The sequence below is a fragment of the Massilia sp. AB1 genome (assembly GCF_018119385.1).
Taxonomy (GTDB): domain Bacteria; phylum Pseudomonadota; class Gammaproteobacteria; order Burkholderiales; family Burkholderiaceae_D; genus Telluria.
The window spans coordinates 1-16811 of sequence record NZ_JAGKSG010000008.1 but is presented as its reverse complement, the minus strand read 5'-3'; the positions used below and the strand labels follow the sequence as shown (position 1 = coordinate 16811).

14 protein-coding genes are annotated in these 16811 nt (G+C 66.4%); 4 read left to right on the top strand and 10 right to left on the bottom strand.

What is annotated here, in order from left to right:
* Window positions 1-39: 39 nt before the first annotated feature.
* Window positions 40-1686, top strand: a complete 1647-nt coding sequence (locus J8847_RS06835) for a VRR-NUC domain-containing protein (protein ID WP_211523942.1) — start codon at window positions 40-42, stop codon at window positions 1684-1686.
* Window positions 1668-3959 carry an ATP-dependent DNA helicase gene (locus tag J8847_RS06830; protein ID WP_211523941.1) on the top strand — a complete coding sequence of 764 codons (2292 nt, stop codon included), beginning with the start codon at window positions 1668-1670 and terminating at the stop codon, window positions 3957-3959. The genes J8847_RS06835 and J8847_RS06830 overlap by 19 nt, the downstream gene beginning before the upstream one ends.
* On the opposite strand, the gene J8847_RS06825 is transcribed toward J8847_RS06830, so the two are convergent.
* The 7 genes from J8847_RS06825 to J8847_RS06795 form a co-directional block, all read right to left on the bottom strand.
* Window positions 3956-4684 (bottom strand): LytTR family DNA-binding domain-containing protein, encoded by a 729-nt coding sequence (locus J8847_RS06825; RefSeq protein ID WP_211523940.1) that lies wholly within the window; start codon window positions 4682-4684, stop codon window positions 3956-3958. The two genes, J8847_RS06830 and J8847_RS06825, sit on opposite strands and share 4 nt — an antisense overlap.
* A gap of 13 nt (window positions 4685-4697) precedes the next feature.
* Window positions 4698-5762, bottom strand: a complete 1065-nt coding sequence (locus J8847_RS06820) for a sensor histidine kinase (RefSeq protein ID WP_211523939.1) — start codon at window positions 5760-5762, stop codon at window positions 4698-4700.
* On the bottom strand, window positions 5762-6472 hold the full coding sequence (locus tag J8847_RS06815) for a LiaI-LiaF-like domain-containing protein (protein WP_211523938.1): 711 nt from the start codon (window positions 6470-6472) through the stop codon (window positions 5762-5764). Before J8847_RS06815 ends, J8847_RS06820 begins: the two co-directional genes overlap by 1 nt.
* Window positions 6462-6839, bottom strand: a complete 378-nt coding sequence (locus J8847_RS06810; protein WP_211523937.1) for a LiaI-LiaF-like domain-containing protein — start codon at window positions 6837-6839, stop codon at window positions 6462-6464. Before J8847_RS06810 ends, J8847_RS06815 begins: the two co-directional genes overlap by 11 nt.
* A 226-nt stretch (window positions 6840-7065) precedes the next feature.
* Window positions 7066-7239 (bottom strand): hypothetical protein, encoded by a 174-nt coding sequence (locus tag J8847_RS06805; RefSeq protein WP_211523936.1) that lies wholly within the window; start codon window positions 7237-7239, stop codon window positions 7066-7068.
* A 73-nt stretch (window positions 7240-7312) separates the two neighbouring features.
* Window positions 7313-7474, bottom strand: coding sequence for a hypothetical protein (locus tag J8847_RS06800; RefSeq protein ID WP_169444569.1), 162 nt, complete (start codon window positions 7472-7474; stop codon window positions 7313-7315).
* Window positions 7475-7784: 310 nt separating this feature from the next.
* Entirely contained in the window at window positions 7785-10787 is a 3003-nt protein-coding gene (locus tag J8847_RS06795) for a TonB-dependent receptor (RefSeq protein WP_229512592.1), read from the bottom strand.
* Window positions 10788-11068: 281 nt separating this feature from the next.
* Between J8847_RS06795 and J8847_RS06790 the strand changes: the two genes are divergently transcribed.
* Complete coding sequence (locus J8847_RS06790; RefSeq protein ID WP_211523935.1) at window positions 11069-12016, top strand: N-acetylmuramoyl-L-alanine amidase-like domain-containing protein; 948 nt, start codon at window positions 11069-11071, stop codon at window positions 12014-12016.
* A gap of 1015 nt (window positions 12017-13031) precedes the next feature.
* Window positions 13032-14729, top strand: a complete 1698-nt coding sequence (locus J8847_RS06785; protein ID WP_229512590.1) for a nucleoside-diphosphate sugar epimerase/dehydratase — start codon at window positions 13032-13034, stop codon at window positions 14727-14729.
* A gap of 146 nt (window positions 14730-14875) precedes the next feature.
* Here the strand turns inward: J8847_RS06785 and J8847_RS06780 are convergent, their stop codons facing one another.
* The 3 genes from J8847_RS06780 to J8847_RS06770 form a co-directional block, all read right to left on the bottom strand.
* Window positions 14876-15025 (bottom strand): hypothetical protein, encoded by a 150-nt coding sequence (locus J8847_RS06780; RefSeq protein WP_211523934.1) that lies wholly within the window; start codon window positions 15023-15025, stop codon window positions 14876-14878.
* 16 nt (window positions 15026-15041) lie between these two features.
* On the bottom strand, window positions 15042-16163 hold the full coding sequence (locus tag J8847_RS06775) for a polysaccharide biosynthesis/export family protein (protein ID WP_229429926.1): 1122 nt from the start codon (window positions 16161-16163) through the stop codon (window positions 15042-15044).
* Between the two features lie 231 nt (window positions 16164-16394).
* Window positions 16395-16811 (bottom strand): TonB family protein (locus J8847_RS06770; RefSeq protein ID WP_211523932.1); only part of this gene is annotated, 417 nt, incomplete at its 5' end.

Below are 16811 nucleotides of genomic sequence, written 5' to 3'. Positions count from 1 at the left end.
AACGTTATACTGTACATAAGCACAGTAAGGCGTTCCGTCATGATCAGGGTTCTGGAAAACGAGTTTTATTATCTGGACAACTTCCAGCGCGTCCTCGACTGGATCGGCGAACGCTATGGCGATCTGCTGGACGAGGACGAGCACGCTTTCCTGGCCGCTTTCCCCGTCTTGCCGCGCAATGCGCGCGCGCTGTTCGTGCGCATGGTCATGCGCAAGGGCGAGCTGTTCCGCGCCAGTAAGCTGAACTACGCCGAGATCGGCTGCCCGGTCGAGGCCGCCGGTCATTTGCTGGGCACGGGCTGGGTCGTGGCCGATCCCGAGCTCACCCTCGACGAGCTGTTCGACCTGCTGTCCAAGCCCGAGATCCTCGAAGCCTTCGGGTCCCGGCTGCGCGTGAAGAACGCGCGCAAGGCCGAACAGCTCGAGGCCTTGCGCGAAGCCTGCGCCGACAGCCTGCCTTTCTCGCACTGGTACAAGGATTGCCCCGACCTGGCGCTGCGCATCCTGGTCAAGCCCCTGTGCGACCGCCTGCGCCTGATCTTCTTCGGCAACCTGCACCAGGACTGGACCGAATTCGTGCTATCCGACCTCGGCCTGTTCCGCTACGAGCAGGTCGAGTTCTCGCCGGATTCGCGCGGCTTCCGCCAGCGCCGCGACGTCGACCATTACCTGCAGCTCCATGCCTGCAAGGAGCGATTCGCGGCAGGCGAGCCGCTCGACGACGTGGTGGAAGACCTGCCCTGGCACGCCTTCGACAACGACTGGCTGGACAGCCGCCGCGAAAAGCTCCTGTTCCAGATCGGCCAGCACTACGAAAAGCTGAAGGACTGGGACAAGGCCTACGGCGTGTATGCGCGCTGCCGCTTCCCGGGCGCGCGCGGCCGCGCCATCCGTGTGCTGGAAAAGCACGAGCGCTTCGACCTGGCCTACGAGCTCCTCTCGGCTGCCCAGGCCGCGCCCGAGAGCGAGGCCGAGCGCCAGCAGCTGGCGCGCATCGCCCCGCGCCTGGCGCGCAAGCTGGGCCACGCCAAGCTTGCGCCACGCCGCAGCCAGGCGGTCAGGCGCATCGACCTGTGCCTGCCTCTCCCCCTTGATGACTGGTGGGTCGAAGGCGTGGTGCGCGACCATCTGGCGCTCGAGGAGGCGCCCGTGTTCTATGTCGAGAACGCGCTCGCCAATTCCCTGTTCGGCCTGCTGTGCTGGCGCGCCGTGTTCGCGGCCATTCCCGGCGCCTTTTTCCACCCCTTCCACCGCGGCCCGGCGGACCTGCACAGCCTGGACTTCCACCAGCGCCGGGCAAGCGAATTCGCGGCCTGCCTGGCCGAACTCGAGGACGGACGCTACCAGGACACGATTCGCCGCAACTACGCCGAGAAGTTCGGCATCAGCACGCCCTTCGTGTACTGGGACGCGCTCACGCCGGAACTGCTCGACCTGGCCCTGGCCTGCATCCCGGCCAGCCATCTGCGCCGCTGGTGCGAGCGCATCCTGGCCGACGTCAAGACCAACCGCAGCGGCTTTCCGGACCTGATCCAGTTCTGGCCGCGCGAAGGCCGCTATACGATGATCGAGGTGAAGGGCCCGGGCGACCGCCTGCAGGACAACCAGCTGCGCTGGATCGACTACTGCGCGGCCCATGACATGCCGGTGGCGGTGTGCTACCTGCAATGGGAGCAGGCCGCTTGACCGGTGTTGCCAACTACACGATCGCGGTGCGCGCCCTGTGCGAGTTCACCGCCAAGCAGGGCGACCTCGACCTGCGCTTCACGCCCTCCCCCAGCGCCCAGGAAGGCATCGCCGGCCATGCGGTGGTCGCGTCCCGGCGCGGCGGCAATTACCGCAGCGAGGTCGCGCTGTCCGGCCAGTGGAAGGAGCTGACCGTGCGCGGCCGCGCCGACGGCTACGATCCGGACGAGAACCTGATCGAAGAGATCAAGACCCACCGCGGCAAGGTCGATTCCATCCCCGACAACCACCGCCACCTGCACTGGGCCCAGCTGCGCGTCTACGGCCACCTGATGTGCGTCGAACTGGGCATGGAGCGCGTGAACCTGGCCCTGGTCTACTACGACATCGGCAGCGGGATTGAGACCGTGCTGCGCGAAAGCCGCGACGCGGACTGGCTGCGCGAGCACTTCGAGCAGCTGTGCGAACGCTTTTCGAGCTGGGCCGCCAGCGAAGCGGCACACCGAACCGCACGCGACACCGCCCTGGGCGAGCTGCGCTTTCCGCATGCCGACTTCCGTCCCGGCCAGCGCCAGCTTGCGGAAAGTGTCTACCGCGCCAATGCCGGCAGGCGCTGCCTGCTGGCCCAGGCCCCGACCGGCATCGGCAAGACCGTGGGCAGCCTGTTCCCGGTGCTGAAAGCCATGCCGCAGCAAGGCATCGACAAGGCCTTCTTCCTGGCCGCAAAGACGCCCGGACGCCAGCTGGCCCTGCACGCCGCCGCCAGTCTGGGCGCCGGACCAAAAGGCCTGCCCTTGCGGGTGCTGGAACTGACCGCGCGCGACAAGCTGTGCGAGCATCCGGACAAGGCCTGCCATGGCGATTCCTGCCCGCTGGCCAAGGGCTTCTACGACCGCCTGCCGGCCGCGCGCGCCGATGCCGCCATCGTGCCGATGCTGGACCAGCAGGCGCTGCGCGAGGTGGCCGCGCGCCACGAAGTCTGTCCCTACTACCTCGGCAGCGAGATGGCGCGCTGGTCCGACCTGCTGGTCGGCGACTACAATTACTACTTCGACGGCGGCGCCATGCTGTACGCGCTGGGCCTGAACAATGGCTGGAAGCTCAGCGTCCTGGTCGACGAGGCGCATAACATGGTATCGCGCGCACGCTCCATGTACACGGCCGAGATCAGCCGCGGCCTGCTGCGCAGCGCCCGCGCCGGCGCCCCGCCGGTGCTCAAGAAAGCGCTGGAGAAGGTCGGCCGCGCCTGGACCGATGTCGATTGCGGCGCCGCCGCGCCCTACCAGGTGCTGGACGGCGTGCCGGAAAAGCTGGTCAACGCCCTGCAGAACGCCGGCAGCGCCGTTAACGACTACCTGGCCGAATTCCCCGGACCGCTCGATCCCGACCTGCAGCGCTTCCACTTCGACGCCCTCGCCTTCGTGCGCTTGGCCGAATCCTTCGGCGAGCATTCGCTGTGCGACCTGGCGCGCGACGGCGCTGGTTCGACACTGCGGGATTCGACGATCTGCATCCGCAACGTGGTGCCCGCACCCTTCCTCGGCCCGCGCTTCGCCTTCGCCCACTCGACCACCCTGTTCTCGGCCACCCTCAGCCCCTGGCATTACTTCTGCGACCTGCTCGGCATGCCGGCGGACACCGCCTGGGTCGACGTCGAATCGCCCTTTCAGGCCCACCAGCTCCAGGTGCACTTCGCCAGCACGATCTCGACGCGCTACCAGCACCGCAAGGCCTCCGTCGGCCCCATCGCCGACCTGATCGCGCGCCAGTACCGCGAACAGGCCGGCAATTACCTGGCTTTCTTCAGCAGCTTCGATTACCTCGACCAGGTGGCGGCCGAGCTGGCCGACAAGCATCCGGAGGTCCCGGCCTGGCGCCAGGAGCGGCGCATGAGCGAGGCCGAGCGCCAGGCTTTCCTGGACCGCTTCGTGCCCGGCGGCGCCGGCGTGGGCTTCGCGGTATTGGGCGGCGCCTTCGGCGAGGGCGTGGACCTGCCGGGCGAACGCCTGATCGGCGCCTTTGTCGCCACTCTCGGCCTGCCGCAGGTGAACCCGGTCAACGAGCAGCTGCGCGAACGCATGCAGAAGCTGTTCGGCGCCGGCTACGACTACACCTATCTCTATCCCGGCATCCAGAAGGTGGTGCAGGCGGCCGGCCGCGTGATCCGCACCGAGAGCGACCGCGGCGTGGTCTGGCTGATCGACGACCGCTTCGCCCAGCCGGGCATCCGCGCGCTGATGCCGGCCTGGTGGGAACTGGATGCGCCGGCCTAGCCGAGCCGTTCGCGCACTTTAGGGTAGCTGCCGCGGCTGATCGGCAGGCGCGCCCCGCTGTGCAGGACGGCGCAATGGTTGTCCTTGCTGACCGCCTCGATGCGCGCGATCGCGCCGACCTTGACGATGTAGGAGCGGTGGATACGCACGAAAGCAGCCGGATCCAGCTGGCCCTCCAGCTCCGACAGGCGCTGGTTCTTCAGCCAGTGCTTTCCTTCCGCCGCGATCTGCACATAGTCGTCCTGGGCCTCGATGTAGTCGATGCTTGCCGCCGCCACCACGTGCACCCGGGCGCCGTCGCGGATCAGGATGCGTTCCAGCGGCGCGTGGCGCTGGGCCGCCTCGGCCACCACAGCCTCTACCTGGGCCGCCTGCGGCGCGCGCGCCCGGACATGGGCCAGCGCCTGGGCCAGGCGCTCGCGCGAAAACGGCTTGAGCAGGTAATCGATCGCGTGGACTTCGAAGGCGCGCAGCGCGAACTGGTCGTAGGCCGTGGCGAAGATATAGTGCGGCTTGCTGCCGGCCAGCTCTACCACTTCGAAGCCGTCCAGCTTGGGCATCTGGATGTCGAGGAAGACCAGGTCCGGATCGTGCTCGGCGATCGCCTTGACGGCCTCGAAGCCGTTCGCGCATTCGCCCACGATCTCGATGTCCGCGTGCTCGGCCAGGAATTCGCGCAGCAGCATGCGCGCCAGCTGTTCATCGTCGACGATCAATACCCGCATTCCTCACTCTCCCTCAGTCGCCTGCTTCGGCGGGCAGCACCAGGTCTACCCGGAATAATTGTTGTTCCCGCGCCCAGTGTACGCTGGCTTCGCTGCCATAGGCCGCCGCCAGGCGCTGGCGCACATTGACCAGGCCGATGCCGGTCCCGGCCGCGTTCCTGGCATCGTCGTCGGCATCGTTCTCGACCCGGATGCGCAGCAGCGAGCCGGCCCGTTGCGCGCTCACGGTGATGACGCCGCCTTCCAGCCGCTGGCCGATGCCGTGCTTGACCGCGTTCTCCACCAGCGGCTGCAGGATCATCGGCGGCAGCAGGCAGCGCGCGGCCTCCGGACCGATCTCGCTCGCGAAGCCGAGGCGCGGACCGAAGCGCACCTGTTCGATCGCCAGGAACTGCTCGACCAGGGCTACTTCGTCCGCCAGCGCCACCTTGCGGTGCGCTTCCAGTCCTAGGGTATGGCGAAAGAAGCCCGCCAGTTTCAGGGTCATGTCGCGGGCGCGGCTTGAATCGATGGCGGTCAGCGCGCTGATGGAGTTCAGGCTGTTGAACAGGAAGTGCGGATCGATCTGGGTGCGCAGCATGCGCAGTTCCGCGTCCTGGGCCAGCAGCTTGAGTTCCAGCTCGCGCGTCTCGGCGCGCCGGGCGCGTTCGAATTCCAGCGCCAGATAGTGCGCCGCGCCAGCCATCCCGTAGAGCAGCACGCCGACCCCGAACATCACCGCCGCGAAGGGCCGCGACATCCTCACCGCTTCCCAGTCCGGCGCCAGCGCCTGCCACACCCCCGCCCAGGCCGCGCCCGCCGCGCACCACAGCACCGAAGCCGTGACCGCGCTGATCGAGAACACGGCCAGCACCGATCCGAGCGGCTTGCCGGCCAGCGGAAAAGCGCGGCACAGGTAATACGCCGAGAAGCCGCAGGCGCTGGCGTAGACCATGCTCAAGGGCACCGCGAACAGCAGGCTGGCGAGCATGCTCGCGCCGGTGGTCGCCTTGATCAGGCCGGAAAGCAGCAGGCCCAGCATCAGCCAGGCCAGCAGGTAGAGCGCGGCGCTGCGCCGCGCCCAGAAGCCTTCGCCCATCAGTTGCGCACTTCCACGCCACCCATGATTGCGTAGCCGCGAATGACCAGGCGCCTGGCGCCGTCCGGCGGCTGGATGGTCTTGTCCTCGAAGCCGCCCAGGATCGGGGTGCCTTGCAGGATGACGGTCCAGTCGGGCGGACACTTGATGGTCACTCCACCCCAGAAGGCAAAGACATTGATCACCGCCTCCCCCTGGGGCTGGATCGCACAGCCGCGCATGTCGAGCGAGCAGCCGCCCATCACCGCCGTGATCTCGCCGCCGCGGAACGCCTGGCTGCTGACGCGGCGCTCGAAGCCGCCCATGATCGCGGTGCTGTCGATGATATCGTCGGCGATGCCGTCCTTCGCGCCTTCGGCCACCAGGCGCCGTCCGCGCGCCGCCTTCACCAGCATCAGGGCGCCCAGGCCGATCAGGGCCAGCGGCCACACCGCGCGCCAGCTGAAGTCGATGATGTCCATGCGGTCCAGGGTGAGCAGCACGCCGATGCCGACCAGGATCCCGCCCACCAGCCGTCCGCCCGGCGTGGCGGTGTCGCACAGCTTGACGGTGCCGACCACGATGAAGAGCGTGGGCCAGAACGAGACCGCCTGGTGCATGTCGAGGATGCCGAGGTTATCGAGCAGGAACAGCAGTCCCATCGCGATCACCAGGAAGCCCAGGACCACCTGGCTGGTCATGCCGCTGCGCGGCTGGATATTATCTTTCATGACGGTTCCCCGATTGGTTGTTGGCGAAGCGGCGGGCGATGAAGGGCTGGAACACCAGCTTCACGCCCCAGGCAAGGATGAACAGCGGCCAGCTGTTACGGAAGGTCAGGCCGAACAGGTTCTCGAACACGGCGAACAGCCACAGGCCGATGAAGACCAGCCACAGGCCGCCGCCGAATTCCTTCGGGCTCGGATAGCCGATCGTCTGGTTGATGCCGATGACGACCAGCAGCAGCGGCCAATAGCGCCACAGCGACTCGATGTCCATGTAGCCCATGCGGTCGAGCAGCACGGCGCCGCCCACCAGGATCAGGAGCAGGCCCCATACGACCTGCTTGCGCAACCGATACGCGTCTTCCGAATTCATGTTCTTGCTCCCTGTGTGTGATCGAACTGGATGCACGATACCGGATGCCCGGACGGCAGCGGAAGCGGTTTTCGGCGAATGGCGGGCGGCGGGCGGCGAATGGCGAAGAATTCGGCCGGCCGCGAAGGGAAGGCGGCGAACGGCGGCGAGGAGTATGCGCTGCGGGTAAAGAGCAGGCAAAAAAAGCCCGCCTCATCTGGGCGGGCTTTTCGGAACCGAAGATGAATCAGGCGGAGGCGGCAGCCTCGCGTGCAGCCTGCCCCTTGGGCTGGTTGCGGTACTTGGCGCGGGCCTCGGCCTGGCGCACGGCTTCGCGTGCGACGTTCGCGCGCTTGATCTCGAGCCTTTCCTTCTTGCCGCGATGCTGGGCTTCGTTCTTGTTGCCGATCTTGTGGGTCATGATGCCTCCTATGGTATGCGGAATAGAGTGCCGGCCATGGCGCGCTTCGCTGCGCGCCACCGTGCCGTGCATGTTACGAGCGGTTGGTGCCCATCTTGAGGTCCGCAGGCATCAGCATGCCCCAGCCAAGCTGGCGCCGGATTTCCTCCGGGGTTGGGGGCGGTTTCGGATCGCGCGAGCGGCGCTCGAGGTATTCGCGAACCAGATGCTTCGGTGGGTGCTTCACGTCGGACATGGCGACCTCCGCTTCGTTGTAGGGCCGGCGCATCCTGGTGGCTGCGCCGGCCCGAATTCTGGTGCCGGTCCTCGAGGCGACCGGCTAACCTGCTGAGGTGTCGGGACACGCAGAACCGAATCGCACGTCCCTCACTCACACGGCTTCATGATAATGGCGCAGCGGCTGCGTGACCGTTAGGTGGCGCACACTTGTTTGTCAGACGACACGCCGTCCGCATGACAGCGGATTTAACGTCGAGGCAACAGATCAGGAGAATGAAAAAAGGGGAGCCAAAGCTCCCCTCTCGTTGCGGCGCCGCGTCAGGCGATCAGAACTTGTAACGCAGGTTCAGGAAGTACTGGCGGCCACTGACGTCCAGCTTCTGCTGCTCTTCCGTGCTGTAACGGTACTGAGCGCGCTTGGCGTTGGTCAGGTTGGTCGCGCTGAACGCGAGTTCCAGGTTCGGCGTGATGTAGTAGTTCGCGTTGAATGCGAGCGTGGTCACACCGTCGGCATAGGTCGGCGCGGTCGGCATCAGGATGCCGTTGATGGTCGACAGGCCCTGGCTGTTCGCGGTCGGCGACGGCGCGGTGCTGCTGTTCACGTACTCGCCGCGGTAGTTGGCCACCAGGCGGGTCGACAGCTTGTCGTCCTCGTAGTACAGGCCGATGTTGCCGGCCCATTCCGAGGCGCCGACCATCGGACGGCCGTCGTCGACCTTGGTCTTGGCGCGGCTGACGTTCGAGGTGAAGCCGAAGTTGGTCTTGCCGAACGGCTGCTCATACGAGACCTCGATTCCGTGGATCTTCGCGCCCTGCTGCGAGGCGGTGTTGATCGCGAAGGCCTTGACGGTGTTGTCGCGCGGGTCGGTCAGCTCGATGGTCGAGGTGCCGGTGGCGCCGGTCTTCGGATAGCCGTTGATCTTCGAGTGGAACACGCTCACCGACACGGCCGAACGCGGTGCGAAGTACCAGCCCCAGGACAGGTCGACGTTATCCGAGGTCAGCGGCTCCATGTCCGGATTCGGGCCGGTCACGCGGCAGCCTTGGGCGTCGCAGGTCGGGGTGCCGAAGCCGCTGCCCAGCACGTTGTAGTTCTGGCGGCCGATGGTGCGGCTGGCGCCGAAGCGGCCGATCATGTCCTTGGTGATCTCGTAACGCAGGTTCAGGCTCGGCAGCCAGTTGTCGAAGTGGCGGTCGGTCGGCGTCTTGTAGTACATCGTGCCGCTCAGGGGATCGAACGGCGTGCCGTCCGCGATGCCCACGGCGTCGCCCGCGTTCGTGATCGCGCCCGGGAAGGCGGCGCAGGTGGTGGCCGGCGTGCCCGGCGCCGAGCGCAGGCAGGCGCTGCGCGGATTGATCGGGGTGGCGATATTGGCCTTGACGTTGGTGCGCACAAAGCGCAGGCCGACGTTGCCCGACCAGCGGTCCGCCTCCAGATTCGCCATCCAGTAGACGGCGGCCTGGCGCTCCTTCATGTCGATCTCGGAACCGACGCGGCGCTCCCACTCCGGCGTGGTCTCCTTGGTGTTGGCGGCGATGTAGTCCTTGGTCGCGTCACGGGTATAGGTGAAGCCGGAGTTGTCCCAGAAGCCGCCGCCCAGGTCCGCGCCGAAATCGCCCGGATACGGCTGCCAGCCCTCGGTCGGGGTCACCGGATTGCCGATCAGCGCGCCGGTGGTGCCGTTGACCAGGCTGGCGCGGAAGGCCGGGCCCCAGCGGCCGCTGGTGCGCTTGTGTTCGGACATGCGCACGCCGGTCTCGAGCGACTGCACCCAGCCGAAGTTCAGCTTGTGCTCGGCGTCGATCTGGGCGCTCCACTCCTTGTCCTCGGTACGGATACCGGACGCGGCGCGGTCGACGATGCGGTAGCCGCTGCCGTCCGGGTTCAGGCCCGGCTGGTTGTTGCCGGCGCCGTGGTACTTGACGTAAGGCGCATCGTGCAGGCCGCCCAGCGCGTACGAGATGCCGGTGCCGTAGCGGGCCAGGGTCAGGCCCTGGTCGAGTTCGGTCTTGCCGACGCCGCGGGTGGCCGACAGCAGGGTCTTGACGGTCAGGTCGTCGTTGACGCGGTACTTGGCGTCCAGGTCGAGGAAGGAGCTGGTGGCGTTGGCGCCGTCGCGGAAGAAGCCTTCCGAGTTGCCGACATACTGGGGCGTGGTGCCGTCCGGGTAGACGATGTCGGCCGCCTTCAGCACGCGCAGCTGGTGGCCGTAGACCGTGGTCTCGTTGACGATCACCGGATTGCGGATCTGGGCGTAGACGCGCTGGCCGTTGGAATTGGTGTTGATCGCGGAGGCGCCGGTGCCGCCCAGCGGGTGGTTCTTACCCAGCAGCATCGAGTAGATGGCGCTCGAGGTCAGGCGGCCGTGGTTGTCCGCGTCCAGCGAGGAGTGGAAGCCGGTGACGTTCACTTCGAGGTCGTTGTTCGGCTTGAACTGCAGCGCGATCATGCCGCCCTTGCGGTCGCGCACCGATTCCACGAATTCCGAGCTCATCGAACCCGGCATGCGCACGCCGTTCAGGTCGGAGGCCTTGTAGCCGGTACCGGCCAGCGAGGCGTCGGTGATGCCCAGCATGGTCGCGGTGTTGATCACGTCCCAGCCGCTGCTGGTGCCGTAGGCGAAGCGCGAGACGGAATCGCGGCGCACGAAGCGCTTTTCGGCGAACAGCGAGGCGATCACGCCGAAGGTACTGGCTTCGTTCTTCCAGGTGACGGAGCCGTTCAGGTCCGGCGCATAGCGGTCGGCCAGGTCGACGTAGCTTCCGCCCACGCTGACCACGCCCGAGACGCGTTCTTTTTGCGACAGCGGCTTGCGGGTGGTGACGTTGATGGTGCCCGCCAGGCCGCCGTCGACGATGTTGGCCTGCGAGGTCTTGTAGACCACGGCCTGGTTCAGCACGTGCGAAGGCATCAGCGACAGGCTGGTCGAGCGCGAGCTCGAAGCCTGGTCGGCGACATACCAGTCGGCGCTGGAGACGGCGTGGCCGTTGAAGATGATCAGGGACATGTCCGGGTTGGTGCCGCGCATCGACACCTTCTCGGCTTCGTCGTAGTCGGTGCGCACCGCCACGCCGGCCAGGCGCTGCAGCGAGTCGGCCAGGTTCTTGTCCGGCATCTTGCCCACGTCTTCGGCGGTGATCACCTCGACGTTGGCGGAGGCATCTTTTTTCACGGCCAGCGACTTGGCCATCGATGCGCGGATACCGGTCACTTCGACCGTCTGGATCTGGGTTCCGGCCGGAATCTCCTGCGCCATGGCCGGTAGCGTCGCCAGGCTCCACACAGCCATCGACACCGCCGCGGCGAGCGGCTTCTGTTTGAACATCATCTCTCTCCTGGAAAGGGTGCTATAGATCTTGCAAAGGCAGACGACAGGCTGCCCTCATTGGAGTATTGATGATCCGTCAATGAGGGAATAATGACTTGTGTTAACGGTTATATAACTTGGAGGAATGTACATATTCGGCTTCCTGGCTGCAAGCCCCTGTGCAGACCGCTTGCATACCGCTACCATTCCACTAGTTATGGGAACATGCTAAAAAATCATTACCTACGATCCCTTTTGAAGGGGTAGCGTGATGTTTTTTCACCACACTTTGGGACCTCGCCATGCGTTTCGCCTCCCTGCTCCTTACCGCCGCGGCCCTGGCCGGCTGCGCCTCCCCTCCCCTTACTCCGAGCGCGCCTGCGGCTCCCCCGTCCCTGGCGGAGATCCTGCAGAAGCAGATCTATCAGATGAGCCCGATGGAGGCGGGGCGCTACATCGCCCACATCCACGAGGCCGAACCGGACCTGCGCAAGCGCATCGCGGCGATCGGCCGCAAGAACATCGGCCAGCCCTACTCCCTGCACCTGCTGGGCGAATTTCCTTACGAGATCCACGACCAGCTGCCGCTGTTCAGCCTGGCGCAGAGCGATTGCGTGGTGTTCGCCGAGCACACGTATGCGATGGCGCTGTCGCAATCGTGGGAGGAATTCTTCTGGATGCTGCAGCGCATCCGCTACCGCGACGGCGTGATCGGCGTCGCCACCCGCAACCACTACACCGAGATGGACTGGAACGTGGCCAACCGCTGGCTGCTCACCGACATCAGCGCCGAGCTGGCCGGCGCTGGCGGTCCCACCTACGACATGCAGGTGGACCGCGCGCGCTTCCTGCGCACCCGCCACAACACGGTGCGCGAGATCCCGGTCGAGACCAGCCGCCAGGCCTATGTGCCGAAGGACCAGGTGGCGACCGTCGCCGCCCAGCTGCAGGAAGGCGATTTCGTGAATGTGATCTCGACCCGCGACGGCGAGTACTGGGCCTCCCACGTGGGCCTGGTGGTGCTCGGCCCGGACGGCGAGCGGCGCTTCCTGCATTCCGCGGAACCGATGGTGCGCGAAGAAAGCTTCGGCGCCTTCATGGCGCGCGCGGCCGAGCGCGAGGCGCGCAACGCCAGGGAAGGCAAGCGCGGCCAGGTGCTGGCGGGCTTCAAGTTCCTGCGCCTGAACGAACGGATCGATGTGCCGCCGATGGCGCCGCAGCCGCGTCCGGGGCGCAGCGGCGGGGCTTAGGCGCCGCACATTGGGCGCCGGCGCGACGCCGCCTGGGTTGCGGCGTATCGCTGGCGCCCGGGCGTCGGTGGCCGCCGGGACTGGCACCTGCACCTGGGCGTCTGCCGGCGCGCCGGCATTCCGGCCGCCGGGCCCACTGGCCTGCATCCGGACACTCCCGGCGCGTGCGCCCACATTGCCGATCCGCCTGGCGGTTGCGGCCGGCTTCCATTGCAGCGCGAGTCACGACCAGGGTAGGCTTGCAGCGTCCCAAGCCCCGGTGCCCCCCGCAGCCCCCGCAACGCCACAGTCCCGCAGTCCTGTACTGTAGTCCTGTAGTCCTGTAGTCCTGTACTCCCGCAGCCTCGCAGCCCGAGCCGCCCGTACGGCGGCCCTCCCCTCGGCCGCAACCACTGCCTTTCCAATTTCTCCCCCACTGGTCCGGCTCCGCGTCCAGCTCTTCCATTCCCCGAGCTTTTTAATTTCTTCCCATAAGAAATAAACAACTAGAAATCTTATTCTGAGATATTTCCAATTCCCAATTTCCTATTTCCAATTGGAAGACATTCGGGGAATTTCCTCCGGCCCGGTTGAGTGAACTCAAACTCAGCGTCCAATTCGAGCCAGATAATAAACTTACAAATAAACGTCAAGTCTAATCGAGGCATTATTTTTATCAGGAAAAGCCTTGAGTAAATGCGGGCATTACGCAGGCAGCGTATTGCGCGCGCCATGCTCACTCACCTGAAAAGCCATAACCATGTCCATTCAAAGCCGCAAAGTTTTCAGCGTGCTGTGCGCGCGCCTGGTACAGATGAACCGCAGGGCCAAGATGACGCTGATGGTCGCGGCAGACCTGGTAATGCTGCCGCTCTGTTTTCTTATCGCCATGATATTGCGCGGTGGGGATTTAAAACTGGCTATGGAATTTGGGCCAGGCTCCTATTTCCTGATTGCCGCCCTGACTGTTCTTGCCTTTTCCATGGCCGATTTATACCGGGCCGTAATTCGTTTTATCGACCATCGCTTATTAACCATGTCCGGATTATCGCTGGCCATCGCGATTTTCTGCGCCTACCTGGCCTTGCTGGCGTTGAACGAAATCAGTTTTCCGCGCAGTGCGCTCACGATTTACTGGTTTATCGCCTTTTCATATGTCGTGGTTTCCCGCATTGGCCTGCGTAATCTGCTGCGGACCTACCGCAGCCGCAACGGCACGGCGGTGCCGGTGGCGATCTACGGCGCCGGCGAGGCCGGGGCCCGGCTGGCCCAGGCCCTGCGCGACAGCGACGACTACCGCGCGCTGTGCTTCTTCGACGACAAGCGCACTCTGCATGAGCGCACCATCGCCGGCCTGCGCGTGTTCCCGACCGGCCGCCTGGCCGAGATGGCGCCCGAGCTGGGCATCCGCACGACCGTCATTGCCCTGCCGACGGCGGCCCCGGAACGCGTGCGCGACATCATGCAGCGGCTCGGCCAGGCCGGCGTGCCGGCCAAGATCCTCGGCCGGCTGGTCGACCTCGACGGCGACAAGGCCGCGCCGCGCGAAGCCATCCGCGAACTGAAATTCGAAGACCTCCTCGGCCGGCCGCCGGTGCCGCCGCGGATGGACCTGTTCGCCCGCTGCGTGCGCGGCAAGAGCGTGCTGGTGACGGGCGCGGGCGGCTCCATCGGCAGCGAGCTGTGCCGCCAGATCGTCACCCTGACTCCGGCGCGCCTGCACCTGCTGGACCACTCCGAATTCGCCCTGTACACCATCCGCCAGGAGCTCGCCACGCGCTTTCCCGAGCTGCCCATCCAGGCCCACCTGGGCTCGGTCTGCAATGCCGACCTGGTCGACCGCATCCTGCGCGAGGGCAAGGTCGACACCATCTACCATGCAGCCGCCTACAAGCACGTGCCCCTGGTGGAAGCCAACATCGTCGAAGGGCTGCGCAACAACGTGCTGGGCGCCCAGGTGATCGCGGCCAGCGCCGCCCGCCATGCCGTGCGCACCTGCGTGCTGATCTCCAGCGACAAGGCGGTGCGTCCGACCAACATCATGGGGGCCAGCAAGCGCATCGCCGAGCTGATCTTCCAGGCCGCCGCGGCCCGCGGCGGCGCCGGCACCACCTTCTGCATGGTCCGCTTCGGCAATGTGCTCGGTTCGTCCGGCTCGGTGATCCCGCTGTTCCAGCGCCAGATCGCGCGCGGCGGCCCGGTCACGATCACCCATCCCGAGGTATCGCGCTATTTCATGCTGATCGCGGAAGCCGCCCAGCTCGTGATCCAGGCCGGCGCCATGGCCAAGGGCGGCGACGTGTTCGTACTGGACATGGGCGAACCGGTGCGCATCGTCGACCTGGCCCGCACCATGATTGCCATGCATGGCCTGACCGAGCGCAACCCGCAGATTCCGCGCGGCGACATCGAGATCCAGTTCGTCGGCCTGTTCCCGGGCGAGAAACTGCACGAGGAGCTGCTGACCGACGGCGTGGTCTTCCCCAGCGAGCATCCGCGCATCATGCGCATGAAGGAAAGCGCGCTGCGTCCCAGCGTGCTCGAGACCTGCATCACCTGCCTGATGATGGCTTGCGAAACCCACGAGCGCGGCACCATCGAATCGATGGTCAAGGCCATCGTGGCCGAATACGTGCCCCAGGCCCCGCAAGCGGCCCCGGAGGCCGAGGAACATACCGCCGAGAGCGCCGGCCTGAACAGAAAATTCGTGCCTTTCCGAATCGAGCGCATCTGAGCGCAAGCGATCGACACCCGACCACCCATCACTCTGAAGCCACCGGCGAGGATATCCATGCGAGACGAGAACCAATCAGACCACCTGAAGCAGCTGCTGGCCCGGCTGCAAGACCGTAGCGCCGTGATCGGCATCGTGGGCCTCGGCTACAGGGTGTTCAGATAGCCCTTGAGGTCGACGCTCGGCTCTTCTGGCACTGGCTCGGGCGGGCGCGGATCGAAGGGCACCGAGAGTACCGGCGGGCTGTGGTAGATGTGGCTCAAGGGGCGAGGATGCGGGTCGTGCGGCGTGGTCATGGCGAGGCTCCTCCGTTCAGGGCCGGGTGGTGACGCCGACGGCCGAGGTCAGCGCGCCCGGGAACAGCAGGCTGAGATGGCGGTTCCAGTTCGCCAGCGGCGAGGCGGCGACGTACACCACATCCTTGGGGCGCAGCTCGAAGGATTCCGCCATCGCCAGCGCTCCGCTGGCCCGGGCGTCGAGCCGGAACACGCGGGTACGCTCCGGCGTCTTGCGCACCACGTAGACCTGGCGCGCATCGCCGCTCAGGGGGCTGATGCCGCCCGTCTCGCCCAGCGCCTCGTTGAGGGTCAGGCGGCCGTCGTGCATGGTCAGCGCCCGCGGCGTGATCACCTCGCCCGAGACGAACACCTTGCTCTCGTCGCGGGAATGGACGCGCACCACGTCGCCGTGCTCGAGCAGGATGGCGCCGGGATTGACGCCCTTCTGGACCAGCTCGCGCAGGTTGACCGTGTAGCGCTGCTCGCCGCGCTCGAGGACGATGCGGCTCTGGTCGGCCGTCGGGTTCATGCCGCCGGCACGGTTGAGCGCCTCGACCAGGGTCATGGGAATGTCGTCGATCGGGTGCAGGCCCGGTGTGCGCACCTCGCCGTCGATATAGACGCGCTTGCTGCGATAGGCCTGGACCCGCAGCGTCAGGTTGGGATGGGCGATGTAGCGGGCGAGCTTCCGGGTGAGCAGGTCGCGCGCCCGCTCTTCGGTCAGGCCCTCCAGCTTCAGGAGGCCGATCAGGGGGAACTGGATGCGCCCCAGGTGGTCGACGGCGAAGCCCGGCGGCGCCGCGTTCGACGCCGCCCCGCCGCCGTCGGCCAGCGCAGTGGCCGTGTTCATGCCACCCGCGGCCAGCTCGGGATGGTCCCAGACCACGATGGCCAGGATGTCGCCGCGGCCGATGGTGTACGGCGGCGGCTGCGCCACGAACAGGGGGGTGAGATCCTGGCGCGCGGCGCCGGCTTTCGCCTGCTGCTCGGCCTGGATGAGTTGTTCAGTTATGAGCTCGGTAGGTGGAGCGGCGCCGCCGCCGGCCGGACCCGCATGGGACGCGAAACCAAGCCCGGTGGCGCAGCCTGACAGGAAGGGCAGCAACAGGCAGGAGATGACAAGACAGGGCAGCAGTGCCGGGCGCCGGGTAAGCAAGCGGGGCAGTAGCCGGGCAAGTGGCCGCAGCAGCGGCATGGACAGCCGGGACGTGCACCAGGCGTTTCCGCAACCCGATATTGCAACTGAACAAAACGCAGCCATGATTGTTGCCTATCAAAAATAGACGCATTACTTGAGTCGTTCAACTCAGCGTACGGCGTCTATCAGGCCCGGCTTTGCCGCGCGTCAAAGATAAGGGTTGGAGGGCGCGGGAGTGCGGACAGGCGTCTAGCGCATCTCTTCCATCAGCTTCAGACCGTCGGCAAAAGCCCACACGCGGCGGATCTCGATGACGTCGAAGCGCGCCGCCACGTTGGGCGGGAAGGCCGAGTAGCGTGCGTTCAGGCGCACGAAGCGGCGTACCGCCTCGTCCATGTCCGGGCGGCCGGTGGAGCGCAGGATGGTCACGTCGTCGATGCTGCCGTCGCTGCGCAGCGACACGCTGACCAGGGGATCGATGCGCACTTCGCGCGGCGAGAAGCGCGCGCCGCCCAGCACGGCATTGCGTTCGAGTTTCTGGCGCACGCTGTCGACATAGAGGCGCAGGGGCACGTCGCGCTCCGCGCCGTCGGCCACCACGCGGCGCGCCTCTAGCGTCATAGCGGCCGGCTGGGCCGGCGGCGTCACGCTCGGGATGGTCACGCC

Bases quoted from the DNA above. Each gene is read 5' to 3' on its own strand.
- J8847_RS06835 (WP_211523942.1), top strand. From the start codon at position 40: ATGATCAGGGTTCTGGAAAACGAGTTTTATTATCTGGACAACTTCCAG.
- J8847_RS06830 (WP_211523941.1), top strand. From the start codon at position 1,668: ATGGGAGCAGGCCGCTTGACCGGTGTTGCCAACTACACGATCGCGGTG.
- J8847_RS06825 (WP_211523940.1), bottom strand. From the start codon at position 4,684: ATGCGGGTATTGATCGTCGACGATGAACAGCTGGCGCGCATGCTGCTG.
- J8847_RS06820 (WP_211523939.1), bottom strand. From the start codon at position 5,762: ATGGGCGAAGGCTTCTGGGCGCGGCGCAGCGCCGCGCTCTACCTGCTG.
- J8847_RS06815 (WP_211523938.1), bottom strand. From the start codon at position 6,472: ATGAAAGATAATATCCAGCCGCGCAGCGGCATGACCAGCCAGGTGGTC.
- J8847_RS06810 (WP_211523937.1), bottom strand. From the start codon at position 6,839: ATGAATTCGGAAGACGCGTATCGGTTGCGCAAGCAGGTCGTATGGGGC.
- J8847_RS06805 (WP_211523936.1), bottom strand. From the start codon at position 7,239: ATGACCCACAAGATCGGCAACAAGAACGAAGCCCAGCATCGCGGCAAG.
- J8847_RS06800 (WP_169444569.1), bottom strand. From the start codon at position 7,474: ATGTCCGACGTGAAGCACCCACCGAAGCATCTGGTTCGCGAATACCTC.
- J8847_RS06795 (WP_229512592.1), bottom strand. From the start codon at position 10,787: ATGATGTTCAAACAGAAGCCGCTCGCCGCGGCGGTGTCGATGGCTGTG.
- J8847_RS06790 (WP_211523935.1), top strand. From the start codon at position 11,069: ATGCGTTTCGCCTCCCTGCTCCTTACCGCCGCGGCCCTGGCCGGCTGC.
- J8847_RS06785 (WP_229512590.1), top strand. From the start codon at position 13,032: ATGTCCGGATTATCGCTGGCCATCGCGATTTTCTGCGCCTACCTGGCC.
- J8847_RS06780 (WP_211523934.1), bottom strand. From the start codon at position 15,025: ATGACCACGCCGCACGACCCGCATCCTCGCCCCTTGAGCCACATCTAC.